The sequence below is a fragment of the Methylobacterium sp. WL19 genome (assembly GCF_008040005.1).
Lineage (GTDB): Bacteria > Pseudomonadota > Alphaproteobacteria > Rhizobiales > Beijerinckiaceae > Methylobacterium > Methylobacterium bullatum.
In genome coordinates, this window is the sequence record NZ_VRVC01000043.1 from 1 (window position 1) to 24,038 (window position 24,038).

Genomic DNA, 24,038 nt, shown 5'->3' on the forward strand with positions numbered 1-24,038 from the left:
GACTGATCGCGGTTTCGAGGGCCTTGCTCTCGAGGTCGATATCGGCTTCGGACAGGGGCGGTTCGAGCGAGCGGAGTTGCCCGATCAGGGCGCCGCGTGCCCGGTCGTAGACCGCCTTGCGCAAGGCGAAATCAGTGGACAGGGTTGCCGAGAGGAAGGCCGCCCGGGAAGCCGCGCGGAAGGCATCGAACGATGAGACCGCGAGCGAAGGGATCCAGCCGGAACCGGCCGGCGAGCCGACGCCCGAGCCGCCGGTCGCCGAAGGCGCAACGATGCCCGCAGCGGCGGATGGCGGCCATGCGCGCAATCGCCCACGCATCGACGTCGTCGCCCCGCGCAAGGGCCGCCCTCGTCTGATCCGCAACGTCTTCGTGGGAAGCGTCCTGCTCATCGTCGTCGGGCTGATCGCGGTGGCAGCCTTCATGCTGCGCGACAAGCCCTCGGACCTGCAGCCCGGCACTACCGAGGCTCAGGAAGAGACTTCCGAGTCCGGTGCCGCGAAGTATGCCGACCGGATCGGGGGGGATGCTCCCGCCTCCACGGAACGACGCGACCCCTCCGCCCGCCAGACGCTCGCCCGGCCGCCAGCCACGACGCCGGCCGATCCGACCAAACCGCCGGCCCAGCCCGACGTGGCCGTCGCGCAGCGCGCCGTTCTCTTCGAGGAAAACACGGCGGGCGGAAACGCCCAGCCAATCACCTTCCAGGGCATGGTCGTATGGCGCCTGGAGGCGATGAACGGTGAGCAGGGCCAGCCGCTGGAAACCGTCATCCGGGGGCGTGTGACCTTCGCCGAGGCCGGCCTGTCTCTGGTCATGACCATCCGGCGGAACCTCGACGCCACCTTCCCCGCCTCCCACACCATCGAACTGGCCTTCACCACGACGAGTCCGGCCGGGGATACGCATTCCGTCCAGGATGTCGGCCTGCTGAGTGCGAAGGAAGAAGAGAGCGGCCGGGGCTCGCCGGTCTCGGGCCTGCCGGTGCGCGTGAAGGAGAACCTGTTCCTGATCGGCCTGTCGTCGCTGCAGGCCGACGTGGACCGCAACACCGACCTTCTGGAGCACCGCAACTGGTTCGACCTGCCGATGAAGTTCGCCGCCGGGCCTCGCGGCGTGCTGACCTTCGAGAAGGGTTCATCGGGCAATCAGGTCATCCGCTCCGCCTTCGAGCAATGGCGTCGATAGGGGCGACACAAAGAAAGCCGGTCCCGCAGCAGCGGAACCGGCTTTTTCGTCATCGCCCCCCGTTGCAGCGTCTCGTCCACCTTTCACCGCCCTGACCCGCAGGTCTGGATCGGTGAGGTCCGGCGGACGACCACCGCCGCGCGGTCGCACGGGTTGGCCTCGCTGAGTCAGGCTCACCGAGGCCCTAGATCAGGCGTGGGCGGCGGCCCGTGGCGCCTCGCGAGTGGCGAGGTTTCGCTTGACCGCTTCCTGAATCTTCTCGAACGCCCGGACCTCGATCTGGCGGACGCGCTCGCGTGACACCCCGAATTCACCCGACAGGTCTTCGAGGGTGATCGGGTCATCGGCGAGACGGCGCGCCTCGAAGATGCGGCGCTCGCGCGGATTGAGGACCGACAATGCGTCGCGCAGGGCGGTCAGACGGTTCTGGCCCTCCTCTTCGCGGGCGAGCACGGCCTCCTGGCTCGGGCTGTTGTCCACCAGCCAATCCTGCCACTCGCCCTCCCCTTCCTCACGCAACGGAGCGTTGAGGGAGGTGTCGCCCGAGAGGCGGCGGTTCATGTCGATCACGTCCTGCTCGGGCACGCCGAGCTTGACGGCGATCTGAGCCACCTGATCCGGCTTGAGATCACCCTCGTCCAGGGCGGAAATCTTGCCCTTGGCCTTCCGGAGATTGAAGAACAGCTTCTTCTGGTTCGCCGTGGTGCCCATCTTCACCAGCGACCACGAGCGCAGGATGTATTCCTGGATCGCGGCCTTGATCCACCACATGGCGTAGGTGGCAAGGCGGAAGCCCTTGTCCGGCTCGAAGCGCTTGACGGCCTGCATCAGGCCCACGTTGCCCTCGGACACGACCTCGCCGATCGGCAGGCCATAGCCACGGTAGCCCATGGCGATCTTCGCCACGAGCCGAAGATGCGAGGTGACGAGGCGGTGCGCCGCATCGCGGTCGCCCTGTTCACGCCAGCTCTTGGCCAGCGTGAACTCCTCGTTCGGCTCGAGCATCGGAAACTTGCGGATTTCATCGAGGTAGCGCGAAAGGCCACCCTCGGTGGCGAGCACGGGTAGTGCGCCTGCCATAGTCATCTCTCCTTGCAAGGTCCCCCGAACGGGCAGACCAGAAACGAACCGCCGCTCTTCGAGCCGACCGTCCCACTCCCCGACACTACTCGGAAAGGAAACGGTGCGGTAGCGGTCCGTGACTCGACCATCGCCATCAACGCGCCAGCGAGCCGATCGCCCGAAGGTGACACGAAAGGCCGCGCCCCGGGGTGCGCCGGCACACCTGTTTGCCGGCGACCCTTGACAGCGACACCTCTGCAACAGGACCGGTGGTCGAGGGTTCCCCCGGCCGGCCACGGGTCCGCACCCGGGCGCCACCCGCTTCGTCAGGATCGGTCGTTCGCCCTCAACGCGGCGATGAGGGCGGACATGTCCGGCGGGATCGGGCTCTCGAAGCGCAGGACCTCGCCGGTGCGGGGATGTTCGAACCCGAGAATGGCGGCATGGAGGGCCTGCCGGCCCAAGGTTTCCAGCCCGGCCCGCGCCGCCGACCCGAGCCGCGCGGCCTTGGTCTTGAAGGCGTTGCCATAGACAGCATCGCCGAGAAGCGGATGGCCGCGATGGCTCAGATGGACGCGGATCTGGTGGGTTCGCCCGGTCTCGAGCCGGCACCGGACAAGGGCGACTTCGGTTCCCGCATCCAGGATCTCCTCGACGACGTAATGCGTGATCGCCGTGCGCCCCTCGCCCGGGCGCATGATGGCGATCTTCTCGCGATTGCGCTGGCTGCGTCCGAGTTCGACGTCGATCGTGCCCAGCCGGGGCTCCGGCGCTCCCCAGGTCAGGGCGAGATAGGCGCGCTCCAGGGGTCCGTTGCGGCCATGGTCGGCGAACTGCGCCGTGAGCCCCTTGTGGGCGAGATCATTCTTGGCGACGACGAGGAGACCGCTCGTGTCCTTGTCGAGCCGATGCACGATCCCGGGTCTGCGCACGCCGCCGATGCCCGACAGGCTTTCCCCGCAATGGGCGATGAGGCCGTTCACCAGGGTTCCGGCATCGTGGCCGGGGGCCGGGTGGACCACCAGCCCCGCCGGCTTGTCGATGACGATCAGGTCGTCGTCCTCGTGCACGATGACGAGATCGAGGGTCTCCGCCACCGGCGTCGCGTCCACCGGCGCGGGAATGGTCACGTCGAGGACGGCGCCCGCGCCGACCTTCAGCGACAGGTCGAGGACGACGATTCCGTCCTTGCTCACCTGGCCGGTGCGGATCAGGTCCTGCAGCCGCGAGCGCGACACGTCCGGCAGCGCGCGGGCGAGCGCCCTGTCGATGCGCTCCGCCTGCGCGTCCAGGTCGAGGACGACGCGGCGGTCCTGCGGTTCTTGCACGATGTGATCTCTTTCGATGCCGATGACATTTAAGCGCGCGGCAGCTCTTGCTCCCCCGCCCGACCGTCGCTATACGATCGCCAACCGGCCGGAAAGCTCCCATCGTCTAGCGGTCTAGGACGTCGCCCTCTCACGGCGAAAACAGGGGTTCGATTCCCCTTGGGAGCGCCAGCGGTTCTTGTAAGTCAGTCGTCCTGACGACACGGCCTCGCCCCTCCCCCGGATCGGCTCGAGGCCAGCGATACACAGAACCCTGCTCTCTACACTCTTCGGTCTCGCCCTTTCTGCGCTGCAAAACAGGTGATCGCGTTGTCCGGCGCTTCCGGCACGTCAGCCGATGCCGCAGGAGGCAAGGCCTCGAGCGCTGGCGGTGCCCGAACTGCGCGAGCGTAGCGCTCCGCGCGGCTCAGCGGACAGGATCTCAGCACGCACCGCCTCGTCTTCGTGGGGGATCCCATGACACAAGGGTGGGATGCCGGCGTCTGGGGCATGTTCTGGGGGGGTGTGGAAGACGACGACGAGGATTGCGGCGATCCCGCGCAAGGCGTCGAGTTCGAGGAGCCTCCCCGGTCGCTCGGGCGATCGTTCGTGGCCCGCCCTCGGGGTCCGCCCCGGTCGCTCCGGTCACGCCATGAACGCCGTCCTCGGCTCTCCGTCGCAGACCCCATCTTTCGGCCGGATGGCGTGACGAGGCGCTTCTACGTCCTGAAAGTCGCCGATCCTTCGGCGGACACTCGGGGTGCCCTCCCCGTCGACATCGGAGCTGCGCATCCCGGCATGGCTCCTCATCCGAAAGAGCCCCGCCGACCCGCCCGAGGCTGATCGCGACGACAACGCTCGCGGATCGTTGTGCACTGCACTCGCCCGTCGGTTACCCGTTGAACGCACGCAGGTTTCACGCCGCGGGCCGCCCGGCGTCCCACATCGTCAAAGTGCGGCGCAATGACGAATATCGCCGGGATAGGCGTTCGCCGGCCTTGCGACTCATGAACGCCCGATTAACACTGCCTACTCCGAAAGAACGAATCGACCGATTCGTTGAGGCCGGGAGACACGCCATGTCCCAGACGATTCACGTCAAACCGACCCATGACGGCACCTATACGGTCTATCGCGGGCCGACGGCCCTCGTGAGCGGCCTCACCCGGCTCCAGGCCGAGCTGTATCAAGCCAGCATCACCCGTCAGGCGCAACGCCCCCTCGTGGCATTGACGGCCTGATCCGGCGCAGCCGGCGGATGAGCGATCATCGCCGCGTCAGCTTCAACACCCGGAGGTCGGCGATCGTCCCGGCCTCCGTCAGGCCGCGTTCCTTGGCCTCGATGACATAGCGGTCGTCCGCTCTGGTCACCGCATAGACATGATAGCTCGCACGACGGTGCAACGCGCCGCCATGCGACACCGCCGAGGCCGAGGGAGCGCCGACCACGGGGACGCCGGTGCCGTCCGGCCCGCGGACGAAACCGATGCTTCCCACATGGTTGTGCCCGTGCAGGATCAGGTCCGCGCCGGCACGTCCGATCATCGCGGTGAACGTCTCCGCATCCTTCAATTCGCGCCCCGGCGAGGCGCCCCCGGGCTGGGGCGGATGATGGATCATGACCACGCGAAACGGCGGTTCGGGCTCGCGGCCCAAGCGTGTCAAAATGGCCTCGACGGTCTCGATCTGAGGGGGGCCGAGCCGGCCGCTCGCGACGAAGGGTTTGGTCGGAATGGCCGACGACACTCCGATGAGGGCGAGCGGACCGCGCCGCCTGAGATACGGAAACGCCCCGTCGGTGCCGTCGTCGCCCGAGGTCCAGGCACCGCAGGCCTTCAACAGCCCCTCGAGCGAGCCACGCACATAGGCGTCGTGATTGCCCGGAACGAAACTCACCGTGTCCGGGGTGCCGAGCGCTTGGAGAAAGTCCCTGGCCGTCGCCCACTCGCTCGGCAGGCCGATGTTGCACAGGTCCCCCGTGCAGGCGACGTGATCGTGGGGCTGCGTCCGCAGATCGGCCACCAGCGCGGCGAGAATCTCCATGTCGTGGTGGCGGCTGCGCCCGCGCCGCCAGTTCACGTAGCCGGTGGCCCGCTTGCTCAGAAGCTGGCGCAGGCGCGGACGGGCGATGGGGCCGACATGCGGATCGGTGAGGTGAGCGAGGCGGAACATCGGTCTCCGTTTCGAAACAGGCGCCCGCCTTCGTCACTCCCGGCTACCGCGTCAAGCCTCGCCCCTTTTCGGCCGGCGCTTCGATTTCGGGCCGACGCCATCTGATCCGGGGGAACGATCATACAGGTTTCGACACCCACAGCGTCGTTCCCCAGATAGTCACGCATCTCGCGGAATGCGCCGCCCTGCCCTCCTGCCCAGCGGATCTCGGGCCTGCCCGAGATCCGTCGAGCTTGTGGGGAGGAGTTGGAGGTGGGGGTGGTCGGGCGACCCTCGACGTGCGGAGGCTGGCCAAACCACCCGCACTCCTGACCTCCGCCCATAAGGGGGAGAGGGACGCGCTCGGCTTGAAGCGGCGTCGCTCCCGCCGCGACGCTCTCACGCATGTGAAGATCGAGCGGCGGGGAAGGACGGGGTGAAGCGGTCCCGGCATGGTTGCGCGGGCAATTCGAACGGCGTTAGACCCTGCGGGACCGGTATGGCTCCCGAGCGGGCGACGTTCGACGGATGCGCCGGCGGCGCAACCGGGCGTGGACGTCTCGGGCACCGACTGGACGGATGGCCGATCCGGCGGCCCGTGGAACCGAGTGAATGAGCCTTCTCAAACGCATCGGCCGGTCTCCACCGGTTCAGAAAAGCCTCGGCTTTGCCGCCTATCACTACCTGCGCCTCGTGCGCGCCACGAACCGCTTCACGGTGGAGCCGACCGAGCCACACCGGTGGCTCGACGGGCTGTTGCCGTTCATCGCCGGGATGTGGCACGGCCAGCATACGATGATTTCGTTCATGCGCCGGCCGCAGGACCGGATCGCCACGATCATTTCGCGCTCGGCGGACGGCAACATCAATACCATCGCCCTCACCCGGATGGGGGTTCGCGTCATCCGGGCCTCCGGAGCCCGTGGCCGCGCCGTGCGGGACATTCGGGCGAAGGGTGGGGCGGAAGGCCTGCGTGCCATGATCCGCGCCCTGAAGGACGGCGAGAGCGTCGCCTTCAGCGCCGATGTGCCCAAGGTGTCGCGCCGATGCGACGTCGGCATCCTCACCCTGGCACGCTTCTCCGGCCGGCCGATCATTCCCGTCGCGGTGGTAACGAGCCGGCACCTGCGCTTCGACAGCTGGGACAAGGCCTGTTTCGGGCTGCCCTTCGGCAGGGGCGCCATGGTCTTCGGGGAGCCGGTCCTCGTCCCGCGCGACGTCGAACCGGAGGAACTGGAGCGTTTGCGCCAGCGGCTGGAGAACGAAATGAACCGGGTCCACGACCGGGCCTACACCCTCGTCGGTCGCCTCGACCGGGTCGTCGATCCGGTGGCCGGTTCCCTCGCCCTCGGGCCGTTTGCGTGAAGACGCCTCCCCTCACCATCGCCCTCCAGGCCTATCGATACGGGCTCTATGTGGGTGAGCCGGCGGTGGCCGGCCTGCTGGCCTGGCGCTCGCGCAAGGGCAAGGAAGACCCCGGCCGCCTGTCCGAGCGACGTGGCCTTCCCGGACGAGCCCGCCCCGTCGGGCCCCTGGCCTGGATGCACGGCGCCAGCGTCGGCGAGGTGCTCTCCCTCGTCGGATTGATCGACGGCATGATCGCCCGGGGTTTCAGCGTCCTCGTCACCACGGGAACCCGCAGTGCCGCCGAACTGATCGGCCGGCGCCTGCCGGCGGGCGCGGTGCATCAATACATGCCCCTCGACGCGCCGCGCTGGATCGAGCGCTTCATCGAGCATTGGCAGCCGGATCTGGCGCTGGTGGCGGAATCCGAGATCTGGCCGAACACGGTCATCGCCCTGCACCAGCGCGGCATCCCCCTCCTCCTCGTCAACGGCCGGATGTCGGAACGCTCGTTCAAGGGCTGGGCGCGCTCGCCGCGCACGGCGGAAGCCCTGCTCTCGCGCATCGCCATCTGCCTCGCACAGACCAAGGACGATGCCGAGCGCTTCGAAAGGCTCGGCGCGCCCCGCGTGAGCGTCGCCGGAAACCTGAAATACGATTCGGCCGTGCCCCCGGCGGACGAGCAGCAGCTCGCCTATCTGCGCGACGTCGTCGGCGACCGGCCGGTCTGGGTCGCGGCCAGCACCCATCCGGGCGAGGATGCCATGGTGGCCGAGGCCCACGCGACCCTCAGGACACGACTGCCGAACCTCCTGACCATCGTCGTGCCGCGCCATCCCCACCGTGGCGGGGAGGTCGCGGAATGCGCCGCCGCCGTCGGCCTGCGGAGCGCCCTGCGCTCGCGTGGCGGCCGCCCCCATGGCGGCGTCGATCTCTACGTCGCCGATACGCTCGGGGAACTGGGCCTGTTCTATCGCCTCGCACCTCTGGTGTTCCTCGGTGGCTCGATGACGCGGCGTGGTGGCCAGAACCCGATCGAGCCGACCCGCCTCCACGCGGCGATCCTGCACGGGCCGAACGTCCAGAACTTCGCCCAGGTCTATCGCGCCCTCGACGAGGCCGGTGGGGCGATGATGGTGGCGGATGCCGGGGAGCTGGCGGCCGCCGTGGGCGACCTCCTCCACGACACGCCCCGATCCCGCGCCATGGCGGAGGCCGGCAACGCCGCCCTGCGGCCGTTCGAAGGGGCGGTGGAGCGAACCCTCGCGATTCTCGATCCCTTCATCGCCCAGATGAAGCTCGCGGCCATGGCCGGCTCCTGATGCGGCCCCCGGCCTTCTGGGATGCCCCCGGTCATCCCCTCGGCCGGTTCCTGGCACCCCTTGGGCATTTCTATGGCTCGCGCGTCGCCGCCCGCATGGACCGCGCTGGCGAGCGGGCAGCATGCCCCGTCATCTGCATCGGCAACTTCACCCTGGGCGGGGCGGGCAAGACCCCCACGGCTCTCGCTGTGGCGGCCTTGCTGAGGGGGACCGGGGCGGAGCCCGCCTTCCTGACCCGTGGCTATGGCGGGCGCCTCGCCGGCCCGGTGACGGTGGATCCGAGCCGGCACACCTCCCTGGACGTGGGCGACGAGCCGCTTCTCCTCGCACGTGGCGCCCGCACGATCCTCTCCCGCGACCGGCCCGAAGGGGCGAGGCTCTGCCGGGCTCTCGGTGCCGATGTGGTGGTGATGGATGACGGGCTCCAGAATCCGAGCCTCACCAAGGACCTGTCCCTCGCGGTGGTCGATGCGGGTAGCGGCATCGGCAACGGCCTGGCCTTCCCGGCCGGCCCTTTGCGGGCACCGCTCGCGCGGCAATGGCGCCATGTCCACGGCCTCGTCGTCATCGGCGAAGGCGCCCAGGGCGAGGCATTGGCGGTGGAGGCGGCGTCGCGGGGGCTGCCGTTCCATCGGGCGAGGCTGGTTCCGACCGCGCCGACAGTCGTCGCGGGAAAGCCCGTGCTCGCTTTCGCCGGGATCGGTCGACCGCGAAAGTTCTTCGAGACCCTGGCCCAAGCCGGAGCGAGCGTCATCGAGACCCGGACCTTTCCGGATCACCATCCCTATCGTGCCGCGGATCTGGCCGGCCTCGCGGCATGGGCCGATGCCCTGGGCGCGATGCTGGTGACGACGGAGAAGGACATGGTGCGCCTGCCGGCGGATTTCGCCGCGAGGGTGACGGCACTGGGCGTCACCCTTCTGTTTGACGACGAGGGGAGCGTCCTCGCCCAGCTGCGCCGCGCGGGCGAGGCGTTCAGCCCGGCGACCGTCCCAGCTCGGCCAGACGCTTCATCACCGCCTCGGGCGTGATGTAGGCCTCCTGCAGTTCGGCGCTCCAGTAGCGAAGGCTGTCGAGGGCGATCGGCTCGCCGGTCACCGCGCAGCGCACGAAGCTGCCTGGCTTCACGATGCGCATGGTGCCGTCGCCATACTCCACCGTCGCCTCGCCGGAGGCCTTGCGTTCGAACCGACCCAGCATGTCTCGCCCGCTTCCCAACTGAGACCATCGAAGGAGCGTTCTAGGATCGTGGCGGCGCCATGTCGATGATGTTCGATAACGCTCGAAAGGGCGTCCGATGGCGCTCGAACAGGGGGTCCGATGGCGCTCGACAGGGGGGTGGCGTTCCTGTTCTAACGGGACGTGAACCCTCCCACCGGATCCGATACGATGACGGACACGATCGGCGCGGACCTCGCGGCTCTGTTCGAGGCGGCCGCGGCTGCTAAGTCCCTGGCCTACGCGCCTTATTCCGACTTCCCCGTCGGCGCCGCCCTGAGGGACGAGCACGGCCGCCTGCATGCCGGCTGCAACGTCGAGAACGCCGCCTACCCCGTCGGCACCTGCGCCGAAGCAGGCGCCATCGCGGCCATGATCGCCGGCGGCGGACGCGCCATAACCGCCATTCTCATCATCGGAAACGGCCCGAATCTGGTGACGCCATGCGGCGCCTGCCGCCAGCGGATCAGGGAGTTCGCCGCACCCGGAACGCCGATCCACATCGCCGGTCCGGAGGGCATCCGCCAGAGCTTCACCCTGGAGGCGCTGCTGCCGGATTCCTTCGGCCCAGACAATCTGCACCGCAAGAATATGCTCGCCGATGCCTGACGCAGCCATCTCGCTCGCAGCCGACACCGTCCTGAGCCACGGTTTCGGCGGGCCCTACGATGCCGCCATCGTCACCGGCACGGCCCTCGGACTCGTCGCCGGAAAGCTCGAAGACCGCCTCTCCCTCGCCTATTCGGAGATTCCAGGCTTTCCCTCTCCCGGCGTGACGGGTCACGGCGGCACCCTCCATGCTGGGCGCCTCTCCGGGCGCCGCGTGCTGGTCTTCGAAGGGCGGAGCCATGCCTACGAGACCGGCGACGCCGCCGTCATGAAGGTGCCGCTGGGCGTCGCCAAGGCGCTCGGAGTCCCGCTCCTTCTCCTCACCAACGCGGCCGGATCGCTGGTGGCGCAGGCGGGGCCAGGCAGCCTCGTGGCCCTCAGCGACCACATCAATCTGTCTGGCCTCAATCCTCTGATCGGCGAGACGGGCGATGACCGCTTCATCCCCATGGTCGGCGCCTACGATGCAGCGGCCCGCAAGACCCTCCACGAAGCGGCGCAGGATTGCGGGATCCCATTGCACGAGGGTGTCTATGCATGGTTCTCGGGCCCCAGCTTCGAGACCCCGGCCGAGATCCGCATGGCGGGGCGCCTCGGCGCCGACCTCGTGGGCATGTCGACAGTGCCGGAGGCGATCCTCGCCCGGTTCTTCGGTTTGAAGGTCGCGGCGATCTCCGTCGTCACGAACTTCGCCGCCGGAATCGGAGACGGCGATCCGCATCACGACGAGACCAAGCGCGCGGCGGCCGCCGCTGCTTTCGATCTCGCCCGTCTCATCGACGGGTTCGTCGCACGGCTGTAGGAAAGGAGCATGATCGTCGATCCCCATCATTTGGACTCCGCCATTGCCCGGCGCGCCCTTCCTCTGCTCGATCTCACCGATCTCGGCGATTCCTGCTCTGATCAGGCTATTGCGACGCTCTGCGGAAAGGCCCGAGCGAGCTGCGTCGCCGCGGTTTGCGTCTGGCCCCAGCATATCGGGCGCTGCGTCGCGTTGCTGGCCGGTACGCCCGTCCGCATCGCCACGGTGATCAACTTTCCCGCAGGCGGCACGGATATCGAGCGCGCTGCGGAAGATACCGCCGAGGCGCTGCATGACGGAGCGCATGAAATCGACATCGTCCTACCCTATCGGGCGTTCCTTGCTGGCGACGCGCGGACGCCAACTGACATGATCGCCGCCGTGCGCGAGGTCTCCGGTCGCGCGATCCTCAAGGTGATCCTCGAATCCGGAGCGATGCCGGACGTCATGCAGATCACCGAAGCAAGCCAACTCGCCATCGCTGCGGGAGCGGATTTCCTCAAGACCTCAACGGGCAAAAGCGCCGTCTTGGCAACGCCGCAAGCCGCCGAAGCGATGCTCGCTGCCATCCGGGACAGCGGGCGACCTGTCGGATTCAAGGTCTCGGGCGGATTACGGACCGTGGCCGATGCCGCCCTGTATCTTGCCATAGCCGACAGGATCATGGGACCGGACTGGGTGGAACCGAAGACCTTCCGCATCGGGGCGAGCAGCCTGCACGATACGCTGACCCAAAGACTCGGGGAGCGCGCCTGATGCTGCCGCAGGAGTTGATCCGGGCCAAGCGGGACGGACGCGTACTCACGGATGCTGAAATTACCGACTTCATCTCAGGGCTCACTGACGGGCGGGTGACAGAAGGACAGGCCGCCGCCTTCGCGATGGCGGTGTTCTTCCGCGGCCTGTCGCTGCCCGAACGCGTGGCCCTGACGCGGGCGATGACCCATTCGGGCACGGTGCTCGATTGGGACTTGCCAGGCCCTGTCCTTGACAAGCACTCGACCGGGGGCGTCGGCGATACGGTGAGTCTCGCTCTCGCCCCGATGGTCGCCGCCTGCGGTGGCTACGTGCCGATGATCTCCGGCCGGGGCCTCGGGCATACCGGCGGCACCCTCGACAAGCTCGCGAGCATTCCCGGCTACGACGCCACGCCCGGTCTCGACCGTTTCCGCAGCGTCACCCGCTCCATCGGTTGCGCCATCATCGGACAGACGTCCGATCTCGCCCCGGCCGACCGGCGACTCTACGCCATCCGCGATGTGACCGGCACGGTGGAATCCCTCGACCTGATCACGGCGTCTATCCTCTCGAAGAAGCTCGCGGCCGGTCTCGGCGGCCTCGTGATGGATGTGAAGACCGGCTCCGGCGCCTTCATGGCGGGAACCGATGAAGCACGGGCTCTCGCCGAAAGTATCGTCGCCGTCGCCAACGGTGCCGGCCTGAAGACCGTTGCGCTTATCACCGATATGGACGCGCCCCTTGCCTCCACCGCGGGCAACGCCCTCGAAGTGGCCTATGCCGTGGATTACCTCACCGGTCGCTCCGGCGAACCAGCGTTCCATGCCGTCACCGTGGCGCTCTGCGCCGAGATGCTGCTGCTCGGCGGTCTGGCCACGGACATCGCCGAGGCGTCCCGAAAGGTCGAAGACGCCCGCGATTCCGGACGGGCCGCCGAGATCTTCGGGCGCATGGTTTCCGCGTTGGGTGGCCCTGCCGATTTCATCGAAAAGTCCGACCGGTATTGCCCCGTCGCACCGGTGGTCCGCGCGGTGAGATCTCTCACGACGGGCGTCGTCTCGCAAATCGAGACCCGCGAGATCGGGCTTGCCGTCATCGCACTGGGCGGCGGGCGCACTAGGCCTCAGGACGGCATCGACCCGGCGGTAGGTCTTTCGTCTCTGGCCCGTCCCGGAGATGCCGCCGACCTTCTCGGCATTGTCCATGCCCGCAACGAAACCCAAGCCGATGCCGCCGAAAGAGCTTTGCGGGCTGCTTACCGGATCACACCCAACGCCCCTTTACCGCGACTGGCCATCATCGAGCGGATAGCCTGAAGAGCTCGGCAGCCGGCACGCGCTGTGAAACGACGCCGCGCGCGTCCATTCCAGAGATCGACTGGCTTTGCCGACCGATTGCGAAGGTGGAAAGCCGATGTGAGATCGATCCCTCGAACCATCCGCCATCCGACCGGCCGCGATGGGAGAACAAAGAGCGAGGCCCCGGCGGATGAACCCGCCGGGGCCTTTCTACTAGAAGCGGTAATGTCCGCCGTGGCGATGCCCATGATGCCCATGATGGTGGTGGTGACCCCAGCCATGGTGACGCGGACGCCATCCGTGATGGCCATGACCGCCCCAGCCGTACCCCCGGTGACCGCCCCAGCCATGGCGGTGATGTCCACCCCAGCCATGGTGTCTGCGATGGTGGTGGTGGTGACCGCCCCAGCCATACTGGACTGGGACAATGCCCGTCTGCGCCGGCTCGGCCAAGGCAACGGCCGGAGCAAGCGGTGCCGCCTGAACGATACCCGGCGCGATGCCGATGACGCCGAGGGCGAGGGCTGCGGCTGCGAGCCAACCCCTCGTCCGCTGTGCGAATGCGCGAAACGCCATGTCAGTCTCCATCGATTGCGACGCCGGGGCGATCCCGGCGCAGTGATCGAACGGTAGGAGCGATGGGCTGAACCGCGGATGAGCCACGTCTTCAGGCGACGTTCTGCGGCGGTCCCTCAGGGACGGCGGTAGACCCAGACTCGCGCTGGCGGCAGGTTGAGCCAAACCCGGCTGGACCGGCTGGCCGTGTAGCTACCCGCATCGCAACGCTCGGGGATCGGCGGCACCACCGCATAGGTGAACTGCACGAAAGGCGAGCCCGCATGCATGAGCGTATGTGTGGCGTTCAGAAGATCGAGACGCTGTTCCAAAGGCTTGGTGAACAGAGGCAGGCTGGAAACGGTAGCCGCAGCCTTCTCGGTGAGAAGGTCGCCGATGGTCTCGCGAATGTTGTAGGCGTCACCGCGCAGGATGGTGGCGCGTGGAAAGCGCTTCTGCAGCAGCTTGCAGAAATCCGGATTGTACTCGACCAGGACGAGCCGCTCCTGCTCGATGCCACGACGTATCAGGGCCTCGGTGACGGGACCGGTACCGGGACCGAGCTCGATGACGGGGCCGGGCACGCGGGGGTCGACGTAGGACGCCATCATGCGGGCAAGCATCTTACCCGACGGCGTTACCGAGCCGGTGACAAGCGGCCGCTCGAACCAAGATCGCAGGAAACGCGCCTCATCTTCCAGCGGCTCCCGCCGTTCACGGACCGATCCGGTGGCGGCATAGGCTTTAGCACTGGGTCGATGGAGCGGAGGCAAGATCCAATGTCCTCAGATCACGCATGGGGAGTTAAGGCTAGACGACGAAAGCCAGTGCCCGTCAAGGTCGAAGCTCAGCATAGGGCGGGAGCAACGCGTTGTGCTACTGGCGACGATGCAGCGCTGCCACAGCCACAACGGGAGCCAGGCCGTTTCGATCCGCCGCCTGTGAGATCGCGGAGCGTCACGACCGCGCAACGCCGCTCAACCCATCGAAGAAATCGCGGACCTTGGAGAAAAACCCCGCACTTTCAGGGTGGTTCTCGTCCGATGCCGTGCTGGTGAACTCCTGAAGCAGTTCACGCTGACGCTTCGACAGGTTCTGAGGCGTCTCGACGAACACCTGAATATAAAGATCGCCGACATCGCGGGACCGAAGAACCGGCATGCCCTTGCCCTTGATCCGGAACTGCTTGGCTGTCTGCGTGCCTGCCGGGATGCGGACTTCGGTCTGCGATCCGTCGATTACGGGCACGGTGATCTCCCCAGACAGGGCAGCAGTGACCATCGAGATCGGGACGCGGCAAAACAAGTCGGCACCATCCCGCTGAAAGAACGTGTGCGGCTTGATCGAGAGAAAGACGTAGAGGTCGCCGGCAGGGCCACCGCGCAGGCCGGTCTCGCCCTCGCCGGCCAGACGGATCCGCAGGCCGTCATCGACGCCGGCCGGTACGTTGATGGAAAGCGTGCGCTCCCGAGTGACACGGCCTGCGCCGGAACAATTGCCGCACGGGTTGTCGATGATCTCACCGCGTCCGTGACAGGCCGGGCACGTACGCTCGATGGCGAAAAACCCTTGCGCCGCGCGCACGCGACCGTAGCCGCCGCAAGTCTGACACGGCTTGGGCTTGGAGCCGGCTTTCGCACCGCTGCCGGAGCAGACCTCACAGGTGACGGCGGTGGCCATCGTGATCGTCTCGGTCTTACCGGCGAACGCATCCTCAAGGGAGATCTCGAGATTGTAGCGCAAATCCGCACCACGTTCGCGTGTCGAGCCACCACGACCACCGCGCGCACCGCCAGCGCCGCCCGCACCACGGCCGTCGCCGAAGAAATTGTCGAAAATGTCCGACATGAAGTCGCCGAACTCGTTCCCGAATCCCGGGCCGCCGGCTCCGCCCTGCTGGAATGCGGCATGGCCGAAACGGTCATAGGCCGCACGCTTCTGCCCGTCGGTGAGCGTCTGGTAGGCTTCGTTGACTTCCTTGAACTTGAGTTCGGCCTCGGCGTTCCCGGGGTTGCGATCCGGGTGGTAGGCCATGGCGAGCTTGCGGAAGGCGACCTTCATCTCGCCGTCTGTCGCAGTCTTGGAGACGCCCAGAACCTCGTAATAGTCCCGCTTCGACATACCCGCCCTCAACGTCCCCCGGCGCGCCCGCCTCTACGGAGGGCCACACCGTCATCCCACCAGACATGACGAGGGACCGGATCGCTCCGGTCCCCCTCCTTCTCTAAGACGAGCGTTATGCCCGCTTCTTCTGGTCTTTGTCATCGACTTCCTGGAAGTCGGCATCGATGACGTCGTCCTTCTTCGCCTCGTGACCCTCGCTACCCTCAGCCCCGCCTTCGGGCGCCTGGCTGCTCGCAGCGTACATAGCCTCGCCCAGCTTCATCGATGACTGCATCAAATCCGTAGTGCGGGACTTGATGACCTCGACGTCGTCACCCTCGAGAGCCGTACGAAGAGCAGTCATGGCGGTCTCGATCGCAGCCTTGTCATCGGCCGAGACCTTGTCGCCATACTCCTTCACCGACTTCTCGGTGGCGTGGATCAGGCTTTCGCCCTGGTTCTTCACCTCGACCAACTCGCGACGCTTCTTGTCCGCCTCGGCATTGGCCTCGGCGTCCTTCACCATCCGATCGATGTCGGCATCCGACAGACCGCCTGAAGCCTGAATACGGATCTGGTGCTCCTTGTTCGTCGCCTTGTCCTTGGCCGTCACGTTGACGATGCCGTTGGCGTCGATGTCGAAGGTCACCTCGATCTGCGGCATGCCGCGCGGGGCCGGCGGGATGCCCATCAGATCGAACTGGCCGAGCATCTTATTGTCAGCCGCCATCTCACGCTCACCCTGGAAGACGCGGATGGTGACAGCGTTCTGGTTGTCTTCGGCCGTAGAGAAGGTCTGCGACTTCTTCGTCGGGATCGTGGTGTTGCGGTCGATCAAACGGGTGAAGACGCCGCCCAGCGTTTCGATGCCGAGCGACAACGGGGTCACGTCGAGAAGCAACACGTCCTTGACGTCGCCCTGGAGCACACCGGCCTGGACCGCAGCGCCGATGGCCACGACCTCATCCGGATTGACGCCCTTGTGGGGCTCCTTGCCGAAGAAGGACTTCACCACTTCCTGGATCTTCGGCATGCGGATCATGCCGCCGACCAGAACCACCTCGTCGATCTCGGAGGCCGAGACGCCGGCATCCTTGAGCGCCTTGCGGCAGGGCTCGATTGTGCGCTGGACGAGGTCGTCCACGAGGCTCTCGAACTTGGCGCGAGAGAGCTTCAGCGCCAAATGCTTCGGCCCCGTCGCATCGGCCGTGATGTAGGGCAGGTTGATCTCGGTCTGCGTCGCCGAGGACAGCTCGATCTTCGCCTTCTCGGCGGCCTCCTTGAGGCGCTGGAGGGCGAGCTTATCCTTCGTCAGGTCGATACCCTGTTCCTTCTTGAACTCGGAGGTCAGGTACTCGACGACGCGGTTGTCGAAGTCCTCGCCACCAAGGAAGGTGTCGCCATTGGTGGACTTCACCTCGAACACACCGTCACCGATTTCCAGGATCGACACGTCGAAGGTGCCGCCGCCCAGATCGTAGACCGCGATCGTACCGGTCTTCTTCTTGTCGAGGCCGTAGGCTAGAGCAGCCGCCGTCGGCTCGTTGATGATGCGCAGCACTTCGAGGCCGGCGATCTTACCAGCGTCCTTGGTGGCCTGACGCTGGGCGTCATTGAAGTAGGCGGGAACCGTGATGACGGCCTGCGTCACCGGCTGGCCGAGATGCGCCTCGGCGGTCTCCTTCATCTTCTGAAGCGTGAAGGCCGAAATCTGCGAGGGGGAATACTTCTTGCCGTCGGCCTCGACCCAGGCATCGCCGTTGTCGCCGCGAACGATCTTATAGGGCACGAGACCCTTGTCCTTTTGCGTCATCGGATCGTCGTAGGTGCGGCCCACGAGACGCTTGATGGCGAAGAACGTGTGTTCGGGATTGGTGACCGCCTGGCGCTTGGCCGGCTGGCCGACGAGACGCTCGCCGTCGTCGAGGAAAGCGACGATGGACGGCGTGGTGCGCGCGCCTTCCGCGTTTTCGATGACCTTGGGCTGCGTGCCTTCCATGACGGCCACGCAGGAATTAGTGGTGCCCAGATCGATGCCGATTACTTTACCCATGGCGGGATCCCTCTCATGTCATTTGGTCAAGCAGACCGCCGAGCCCCGAAGCGGCCCGGCCCATGGCGGTGAAGAACGAAAGATTGTGAGAGCGGAATTCGAACCAGCCGAAGCGCCTGAAACGCGCTCATCCAGGTCTTAATCCCGCGTCCCGCCGGATATAAGAAGGGTGATGCGGAGCCGCAAGGCGAAGCACCGCGAACGGCCACGCCGATCCTATCTCCCTCGCCGACCAAGACCTTTGCGTCTGGAATGGCCGGTATCCGGCGCCTTGGACCTCAAAAATGTTGCAGGGACGCCACGTCAGCGCCATCGATCACATGCTAGGTTCGAGGATGGCAGACCAGCTTTCGGACCGTCAACGCGGATCGAAGGCAGGCTCGCCTTACGAAGCCTCAGCCCCAGATATGATACCCGCTTTCGAAGTAGCTGATGCGAGAACGAGAGCCCGCTGCACGTTCACTGTTCACCGGTCCGGTGCTGCGAGTTCCAGAGGCATGAAAGACCTGATGCGTCCGTCCCGAGGCCTGCGCCTGCTCCCCGCCCTTCTCGTCCTGCCCCTCGTCGCCCTCCCGGCGAACGAAGCAAACGCGCAGAATTTTTTCGAGGAGCTGTTCGGCATCGGCAAGGCGGCCAAGCCTCCGGTGCCACCTCGCGGTGTGCCTCCGACCGGATCGCCTCAGCCTGGGACGCTGCTGCCGCCGGGCGCGCCGGGAGAACCTGCGCCGGAGGCTCCGAAGGCTGCTCCGGCTCCCCTGCGACCCGTCGTTCTTAAGACGCCGAGCGATGACAACATTCTCGGCCAGGAACTCATGCTGAACGGCCTGACTGGCAGCCTCAAGATCGACAGAGCCGGCGGCGCGGCAACGGCACGGATCACGCTGCCCGGCACCAAGGTTTCGCAGCCAAACGAGACCTGCAAGGTTCCGCTCTCGGGCGGATCGCCGATCTCCCTTTCCTCAGAGGGTCGTCCTCAGGGCGTGGCGCGCTACGAGATCGCGGGCGGTGAATGCCCGCTCCGGTTCGAGATCCTGGAAGGCAGCGTGCTGGTTACGCCGCTGGGCAGCAACCGGGTCTGCAGTTTCACGGCCGCCGATTGTGCCACCACGCCGGTCGGCCTGTGGGGGCCTGCTGCCGCGACGCTGATTCCCCGCTCCGCGGAATTCGATTCCGGACGAGGCGTCGCCGACAAGGCGGTTCGGGACAATTACAAGGTCATGACCCAGCGCGCCCGCGGGCAGGACGTCCGCACCATCGTCACCGAACAGGCGGCTTTCTCCTCAGACCGGGAGCAGACCTGCCGGACCTATGCCCGCGAGGGCGCCCATGGTTTCTGCAACGTGCGTTTCACCGAAGCCCGCGCCCTTTCCCTTGCCGCGCGTCTCGGTGCCAGCACGGCAACACCGACCGCGAGCACGACGCTTCGGCCGCGCAAGCCGAAGCCGGCGGTCGAAGGGATGAACCCGGACAGCGACGGCTCGCCAATCGGGGAATGACCCCCTCAAGCCGGTCCGTCAGGCCCGGCCTGCGCTGAAGGATAACATCGCTGGATCGATGCCATTGCTTCGCAAGGTACGCTCGTACTTGGTGTCGAGCGCAGAATTGAAGATCATGGCCGGATCGGCCGGACAGTTGAGCCAGCCATTTGCGAGGATCTCGTTCTCGAGCTGCCCGGCTTGCCATCCGGCATAGCCGAGGGCGAGCACCGCGCTCGCGGGTCCGGCACCGTTTGCGATGGCACGCAGGATTTCCACCGTGGCGGTGAGGCAGATCCCGTCGTCGATGATGAGTGTCGATTGGTCTATGTGAAAATCGTCGGTGTGGAGCACGAAACCGCGCTTGGCATCCACCGGACCGCCCATAAGCACGGGAATATGGCCGACCCTCTCGCGCAAGCGGATCGCATCGTCCTCGCTGGCGATATCGAGCTGAATCAGGAGATCCGGCATGTTCAGATCGTTGGCCGGCTTGTTGAGGATGATTCCCATCGCGCCGTCCGCTGAATGAGCACAGAGATAGATCACCGATCTTGCGAAGCGCTCGTCCGTAAGGCCGGGCATCGCCACCAGGAACTGGCCGTCGAGATAGGCGGAATCCGGATCTTGTCGCATTGCATCATGCTACCTAGGTGGGCTGGCTTGTCCAGCGCGGACTCGCTGAGGCTGAGGGTGGCCACCTCTCCATTCTGCTTTGATCGGGTCGCGACCCGCAGAAGGAATGTGGACGGCGCCCGCTTCTACGAGGCGCTCCTCGACACACCCATGGGCTCGGGGTAGACCCTTCTCGCCCACCGGGGGCCATCATGGCGCCGTTGGTCCATGGGGCCACGCGCGGTAAGGAGAACCGGTCCTCAAGACCGGGCATGGGCTCCAGGCGATCTGAGGAGACGACGACGGATGACGATCCAGGTTGGCGACCACCTTCCCCAGGTGACCTTTCGCGTGAGCGGCGCCGGGGGGCCTGAGGCGAAGACCACCGACGACATCTTCAAGGGGCGCCGCATCGTCCTGATCGGCGTGCCCGGCGCATTCACGCCGAGCTGCCACCGTAATCATCTGCCCGGCTTCGTCGAGAAGCAGGAAGAGATCAAGGCACGCGGCGTCGATGCCGTCGCCGTCACTTCGGTCAACGACGTGTTCGTGCTCGAAGCCTGGCAGAAAGCCAGCAACGCCGAGGGAATCGAGTTCCTCGCCGACGGCAATGCCGAGTTCGCCAAGGCCATTGGCCTCGACATGGACGGTGCGGGATTCGGGCTCGGCCCGCGCTCGAAGCGCTATTCTATGCTGGTGGATGATGGCGTGGTGCGCGTCCTGAACGTCGAGGAATCCCCGGCCAAGACCGAGATTTCCGGCGTCGACGCCCTGCTCAAGGTCATCTGAACGGTCACATGTCGCGGGGCCGCGGCATTGCAGTCTCGTCGAACATCCGGCTGAGAGCGACCACGTCCGCGTGGTTGCCAGATACGAGATCGGTGATGTCGCCAACGAGTAGCGCTTTGGTATGGCGGCAGGCGACGCCGTAGCGTCCAGCCATGCAAGTGCAGCGCAGACGCGGGCCGCTTGGGCGGTCCTCCAGTGTCACCGCGTAGAGTGCGCCACGACTTCCCCGCACGGAAAACCGCATCGCCGCGATCTGCGGGCCGGGCGCGCCGAACGATCGCGTTTCCCGCTCGACATAGCCGGCCGGCAGTTGCGTGATCGGGAGATGGATCGCCCTCGCTAAGGCGGTGATATCGGGCGCGCCATGCTCCCTTGCCGCCGCCAGGGCGATCTCCGCGCAGGCATAGGCGTCCTCGCCCGCATCGTGGTGCTCGAAGCGGATACCGAGCCGGGCGGCCACCTTGCCGAGGCCGCAACCTTCCGATGCGGGAAACACTCTTCGCGCGATCTGAAGGGTGCAGAGCGAAGCGAAGGCCGGAACTGCCATGCCATAGGTGTGGAGCGAGGCGCGTAGCACGCCCAAGTCGAACCCGGCGTTATGGGCGAGGACCAGCCCGGACGAGAGGTCGGGTAGGAACTCCGCCATCACGTCCGGGAATTCCGGTTTCTGCCGGACATCCGCTGGCAAAATACCGTGGACCCGGATGTTGCCCGGAGAAAACCGCATCTCGCGCGGGCGGATCAGGCGTGATTCACGTCGCACCACCGCGCCGCCCTCGATCCAGGCGAGGCCAACCGCGCAGGCGCTGTCGCGCCTCTCATTGGCCGTCTCGAAGTCGATGGCGAGCGTGGTCACGCCGTCTCCACCATGGCGAGCCAATCTTCTTCGCTCACGACCTTGACCCCATGCTTCTCGGCGTCCTTCAGCTTGGAGCCCGCCCCCGGCCCAGCGACGACGAGATCGGTCTTGGCCGAGACGGAGCCCGAAACCTTGGCACCGAGACGCTCGGCCGTCGCCTTGGCCTCGCTTCGAGTCATGCGCTCCAGGGAGCCGGTGAAGACCACGGTCTTGCCTGCGAAGGCCGTTGCGGTTGCCGCCGCCGCCATCGGCTCGGTCTTCACCTCTTGGATCAGGGCATGGACCGCATCGGCATTGTGCGGTTCGGCAAAGAACGCGATGAGGGAATCCGTGGCGACGGGACCGATCTCGCCATCGTCGGCGAAGAGACGATAGGCATCGCCGGGTCGCTGCTCGCGGGCGCGGCTCACAGCCGCTTCCACGGCGGCCTCGTCGCCGTAATGGGCGATCAGGTTCGCACGCTGCGCCGTAGTCGGACGCCGACCCGTCGCGACCTCGCCGCCTTCCACCTCGCCCGAGAAGCCGAATTCGAGCAACCGGTCCCGCGTCGTCGGGCCGACCCTCGGTACCGCCGAGAGTTCGAGCCAGTCCGGTCCGGCCTGAGCGGCGGCAGCGGCGGCAAGGGCCTGCATCAGGCTCGGCATATCCGGAAAGCGTTTGGCCAAGGCCTTGGCGGTGGACTCACCAATGTGGCGAATCCCGAGGGCGAACAGGAACCGGTTGAGGGCCAGGCTGCGGCGCTCGTCGATGGAGGCCAGCAGGTTCTTGATCGCCTTGTCCTCGTCGTCACCCTTCTTCTTCGCCTTCTTCGGCGGTGGCTCGCCCTCGGCGCGGCGTTCGGCCGAGAGCGCTTCGCGACGGGCGACGATGGCCTCCTTCAACGGCGCGAATTCCAGGCGGAACAGGTCGGCGGGCTGCTTGATCAGCCCGGCCTCGAACAGCACCTCGATATAGGTCTGGCCGAAGCCTTCGAGATCGAAGGCGTTGCGCGAGACGAAATGCTTCAGGCGCTCGAGTCCCTGCGCCGGGCAGATGAGTCCACCAGTGCAGCGGCGTACCGCGTCGCGCTGTCCGGTGCGCGGATTGACCTCGCGGACGGCGCGGCTGCCACAAGCGGGACAGGTCTCCGGAAAGACATAGGGCGTCGCATCCGGCGGTCGCCGCGCAAGATCGACATCCATCACCTTCGGGATCACGTCGCCGGCGCGCTGGACGACAACTGTATCGCCGACGCGGATGTCTCGCCCGTCACGGATCGGCTCACCGTCGCCGCCGACGCCCTGAACGTACCCTTCGTTATGGAGGGTTGCATTCGAGACAACGACGCCGCCAACTGTCACCGGTTTCAACCGCGCTAGCGGATTGAGCGACCCGGTCCGGCCGACATTGATCTCGATGGCCTCCAGGATCGTGAAGGCCTTCTGCGCCGCGAACTTATGCGCCAGCGCCCAACGCGGGCTACGCGAGACGAAGCCGAGCCGGCGCTGCAACGCGAGATCGTCGACCTTGTAGACGATGCCGTCGATGTCGTAGCCGAGACTGGCGCGATCCTCCTCGATGGCGCGGTAATGCGCCAGCATGGCATCCGCGTCGGCGCAGAGAACCGTGCGGTCGTTCACCGCGAATCCCCATGAGGCGAAGGCGGCGATCATCCCATGCTGCGTCGTCTCCGGCATCTCCGATATCTCGCCCCAGGCGTAGGCGAAGAATTTCAACGGCCGCGAGGCGGTGATCCGGGAATCGAGTTGGCGAAGGGACCCGGCCGCCGCATTGCGCGGATTGGCGAAAAGCGACTTTCCCGCCTCTTCCTGGCGGGCGTTGATGGCGGCGAAATCTGCGTGCGAGAGATACACCTCGCCGCGCACCTCGCAGATCTCCGGCCAGCCCGTCCCCTCCAGCGTCTCAGGAATACCGGAGACGGTTCGCGCATTGGCGGTCACATCCTCTCCGACCTCGCCGTCGCCGCGCGTGGCCGCCGTGATAAGCCTGCCTTCGACGTAGCGCAGAGAAAGGGACAAGCCGTCGATCTTCGGCTCGGCGGTGAAGGCGAGCGGCTCATCGGGCAGGTTGAGGAAGCGACGGACGCGGCCCACGAAATCGTGGACTTCCTCGTCCGCAAAGGCATTGCCCAGCGACAACATCGGCACCGCGTGCCGGACCTTGGCGAATTTTTCCGAGGCCTTTGCGCCGACGGAGGCGCTTGCCTGTCCGGTGCCGGCGAGATCGGGGAAGCGGGTCTCGAACGTCTCGAGGCGGCGCCGGAGGGCGTCGTATTCCGCATCCGTGATCTCGGGCGCATCCTCTCCATGATAGAGCCGGTCGGCCTCCGCGATCTGCTCCGACAGGGCAGCGTGCTCGGCGCGAGCCTCCTCGGCACTCATGGCATCGATCGGGGCGGGCAAGGCAGAAGCTGGCATGAACGCGTTTCACGGCTTTGGCTGGGGCGCCGCGGGCTTTACCACATCCGGGCGGGGCGACGGGAGGCCCCGGAGATGCGCCGCGACGGTACGGCGGATAGGTAACCTTCAGCGGTAGTCATACGAATGGAAAA

Annotated in this window: 22 protein-coding genes and 1 tRNA gene; 13 read left to right on the forward strand and 10 right to left on the reverse strand. The window is 66.6% G+C overall.

Annotation, left to right across the window (positions count from 1 at the left end; all coding sequences use genetic code 11):
• The first annotated feature begins 272 nt into the window (after positions 1-272).
• A complete protein-coding gene (locus FV220_RS10770) occupies positions 273-1,187 on the forward strand; it encodes a hypothetical protein (protein ID WP_246689429.1) in 915 nt (304 codons plus the stop codon).
• A gap of 189 nt (positions 1,188-1,376) precedes the next feature.
• Here FV220_RS10770 and rpoH read toward each other — a convergent pair whose 3' ends face one another.
• Positions 1,377-2,267, reverse strand: a complete 891-nt coding sequence (rpoH, locus tag FV220_RS10775) for an RNA polymerase sigma factor RpoH (RefSeq protein WP_147831291.1) — start codon at positions 2,265-2,267, stop codon at positions 1,377-1,379.
• Between the two features lie 308 nt (positions 2,268-2,575).
• Positions 2,576-3,577 (reverse strand): RluA family pseudouridine synthase, encoded by a 1,002-nt coding sequence (locus FV220_RS10780; RefSeq protein WP_147831293.1) that lies wholly within the window; start codon positions 3,575-3,577, stop codon positions 2,576-2,578.
• Between the two features lie 95 nt (positions 3,578-3,672).
• Between FV220_RS10780 and FV220_RS10785 the strand changes: the two genes are divergently transcribed.
• Positions 3,673-3,748, forward strand: a tRNA-Glu gene (locus FV220_RS10785).
• Positions 3,749-4,635: 887 nt separating this feature from the next.
• On the forward strand, positions 4,636-4,797 hold the full coding sequence (locus FV220_RS25485) for a hypothetical protein (protein WP_187273386.1): 162 nt from the start codon (positions 4,636-4,638) through the stop codon (positions 4,795-4,797).
• A 25-nt stretch (positions 4,798-4,822) separates the two neighbouring features.
• Here the strand turns inward: FV220_RS25485 and FV220_RS10790 are convergent, their stop codons facing one another.
• A complete protein-coding gene (locus FV220_RS10790) occupies positions 4,823-5,728 on the reverse strand; it encodes a metallophosphoesterase (protein ID WP_147831295.1) in 906 nt (301 codons plus the stop codon).
• A gap of 591 nt (positions 5,729-6,319) precedes the next feature.
• Between FV220_RS10790 and FV220_RS10795 the strand changes: the two genes are divergently transcribed.
• Genes FV220_RS10795 through lpxK form a run of 3 tightly spaced genes read left to right on the forward strand, consistent with a single transcriptional unit; the run spans position 6,320 to position 9,404 of the window.
• Positions 6,320-7,072 (forward strand): lysophospholipid acyltransferase family protein, encoded by a 753-nt coding sequence (locus FV220_RS10795; RefSeq protein ID WP_147831297.1) that lies wholly within the window; start codon positions 6,320-6,322, stop codon positions 7,070-7,072.
• Positions 7,069-8,373, forward strand: coding sequence for a 3-deoxy-D-manno-octulosonic acid transferase (locus FV220_RS10800; RefSeq protein WP_056150121.1), 1,305 nt, complete (start codon positions 7,069-7,071; stop codon positions 8,371-8,373). Before FV220_RS10795 ends, FV220_RS10800 begins: the two co-directional genes overlap by 4 nt.
• Complete coding sequence (gene lpxK / locus FV220_RS10805; RefSeq protein ID WP_147831299.1) at positions 8,373-9,404, forward strand: tetraacyldisaccharide 4'-kinase; 1,032 nt, start codon at positions 8,373-8,375, stop codon at positions 9,402-9,404. The genes FV220_RS10800 and lpxK overlap by 1 nt, the downstream gene beginning before the upstream one ends.
• Here lpxK and FV220_RS10810 read toward each other — a convergent pair.
• Positions 9,349-9,573: a DUF2093 domain-containing protein gene (locus FV220_RS10810; protein ID WP_018042140.1), complete on the reverse strand. Its 225-nt coding sequence runs from the start codon at positions 9,571-9,573 to the stop codon at positions 9,349-9,351. The two genes, lpxK and FV220_RS10810, sit on opposite strands and share 56 nt — an antisense overlap.
• Positions 9,574-9,762: 189 nt before the next feature.
• On the opposite strand from FV220_RS10810, the gene FV220_RS10815 reads away from it, so the two are divergent.
• From FV220_RS10815 to FV220_RS25490, 5 genes are all read left to right on the forward strand, one after another.
• The gene (locus FV220_RS10815; RefSeq protein ID WP_018042139.1) at positions 9,763-10,200 is read left to right on the forward strand and encodes a cytidine deaminase; all 438 of its coding nucleotides are present in this window, start codon (positions 9,763-9,765) and stop codon (positions 10,198-10,200) included.
• A complete protein-coding gene (locus FV220_RS10820) occupies positions 10,193-11,002 on the forward strand; it encodes a purine-nucleoside phosphorylase (protein ID WP_147831301.1) in 810 nt (269 codons plus the stop codon). Before FV220_RS10815 ends, FV220_RS10820 begins: the two co-directional genes overlap by 8 nt.
• Positions 11,003-11,011: 9 nt before the next feature.
• A complete protein-coding gene (deoC, locus tag FV220_RS10825; RefSeq protein WP_147831303.1) occupies positions 11,012-11,758 on the forward strand; it encodes a deoxyribose-phosphate aldolase in 747 nt (248 codons plus the stop codon).
• Positions 11,755-13,056: a thymidine phosphorylase gene (deoA, locus tag FV220_RS10830; protein WP_147831305.1), complete on the forward strand. Its 1,302-nt coding sequence runs from the start codon at positions 11,755-11,757 to the stop codon at positions 13,054-13,056. The genes deoC and deoA overlap by 4 nt, the downstream gene beginning before the upstream one ends.
• A gap of 207 nt (positions 13,057-13,263) precedes the next feature.
• Positions 13,264-13,671 carry a hypothetical protein gene (locus FV220_RS25490; protein ID WP_187273387.1) on the forward strand — a complete coding sequence of 136 codons (408 nt, stop codon included), beginning with the start codon at positions 13,264-13,266 and terminating at the stop codon, positions 13,669-13,671.
• A 59-nt stretch (positions 13,672-13,730) separates the two neighbouring features.
• On the opposite strand, the gene FV220_RS10840 is transcribed toward FV220_RS25490, so the two are convergent.
• The 3 genes from FV220_RS10840 to dnaK all read right to left on the reverse strand — a co-directional run bounded on the left by FV220_RS10840 (position 13,731) and on the right by dnaK (position 17,749).
• The gene (locus FV220_RS10840; RefSeq protein ID WP_056150144.1) at positions 13,731-14,366 is read right to left on the reverse strand and encodes an rRNA adenine N-6-methyltransferase family protein; all 636 of its coding nucleotides are present in this window, start codon (positions 14,364-14,366) and stop codon (positions 13,731-13,733) included.
• Positions 14,367-14,550: 184 nt separating this feature from the next.
• Positions 14,551-15,714 carry a molecular chaperone DnaJ gene (gene dnaJ / locus FV220_RS10845; protein WP_018042133.1) on the reverse strand — a complete coding sequence of 388 codons (1,164 nt, stop codon included), beginning with the start codon at positions 15,712-15,714 and terminating at the stop codon, positions 14,551-14,553.
• Positions 15,715-15,829: 115 nt separating this feature from the next.
• Positions 15,830-17,749 carry a molecular chaperone DnaK gene (dnaK, locus tag FV220_RS10850; RefSeq protein WP_147831309.1) on the reverse strand — a complete coding sequence of 640 codons (1,920 nt, stop codon included), beginning with the start codon at positions 17,747-17,749 and terminating at the stop codon, positions 15,830-15,832.
• 509 nt (positions 17,750-18,258) lie between these two features.
• Here dnaK and FV220_RS10855 point away from each other — a divergent pair.
• On the forward strand, positions 18,259-19,245 hold the full coding sequence (locus FV220_RS10855; protein WP_147831311.1) for a hypothetical protein: 987 nt from the start codon (positions 18,259-18,261) through the stop codon (positions 19,243-19,245).
• A gap of 18 nt (positions 19,246-19,263) precedes the next feature.
• On the opposite strand, the gene FV220_RS10860 is transcribed toward FV220_RS10855, so the two are convergent.
• Positions 19,264-19,860 carry a YqgE/AlgH family protein gene (locus FV220_RS10860; RefSeq protein ID WP_018042130.1) on the reverse strand — a complete coding sequence of 199 codons (597 nt, stop codon included), beginning with the start codon at positions 19,858-19,860 and terminating at the stop codon, positions 19,264-19,266.
• Between the two features lie 285 nt (positions 19,861-20,145).
• Here FV220_RS10860 and FV220_RS10865 point away from each other — a divergent pair, with 285 nt between their 5' ends.
• Positions 20,146-20,628, forward strand: a complete 483-nt coding sequence (locus tag FV220_RS10865; protein WP_018042128.1) for a peroxiredoxin — start codon at positions 20,146-20,148, stop codon at positions 20,626-20,628.
• 4 nt (positions 20,629-20,632) lie between these two features.
• On the opposite strand, the gene FV220_RS10870 is transcribed toward FV220_RS10865, so the two are convergent.
• Both FV220_RS10870 and ligA read right to left on the reverse strand, forming a co-directional pair.
• The gene (locus tag FV220_RS10870; RefSeq protein WP_147831313.1) at positions 20,633-21,484 is read right to left on the reverse strand and encodes a 3'-5' exonuclease; all 852 of its coding nucleotides are present in this window, start codon (positions 21,482-21,484) and stop codon (positions 20,633-20,635) included.
• Positions 21,481-23,904, reverse strand: a complete 2,424-nt coding sequence (gene ligA, locus FV220_RS10875) for an NAD-dependent DNA ligase LigA (RefSeq protein ID WP_147831315.1) — start codon at positions 23,902-23,904, stop codon at positions 21,481-21,483. The genes FV220_RS10870 and ligA overlap by 4 nt, the downstream gene beginning before the upstream one ends.
• Between the last annotated feature and the right edge of the window lie 134 nt (positions 23,905-24,038).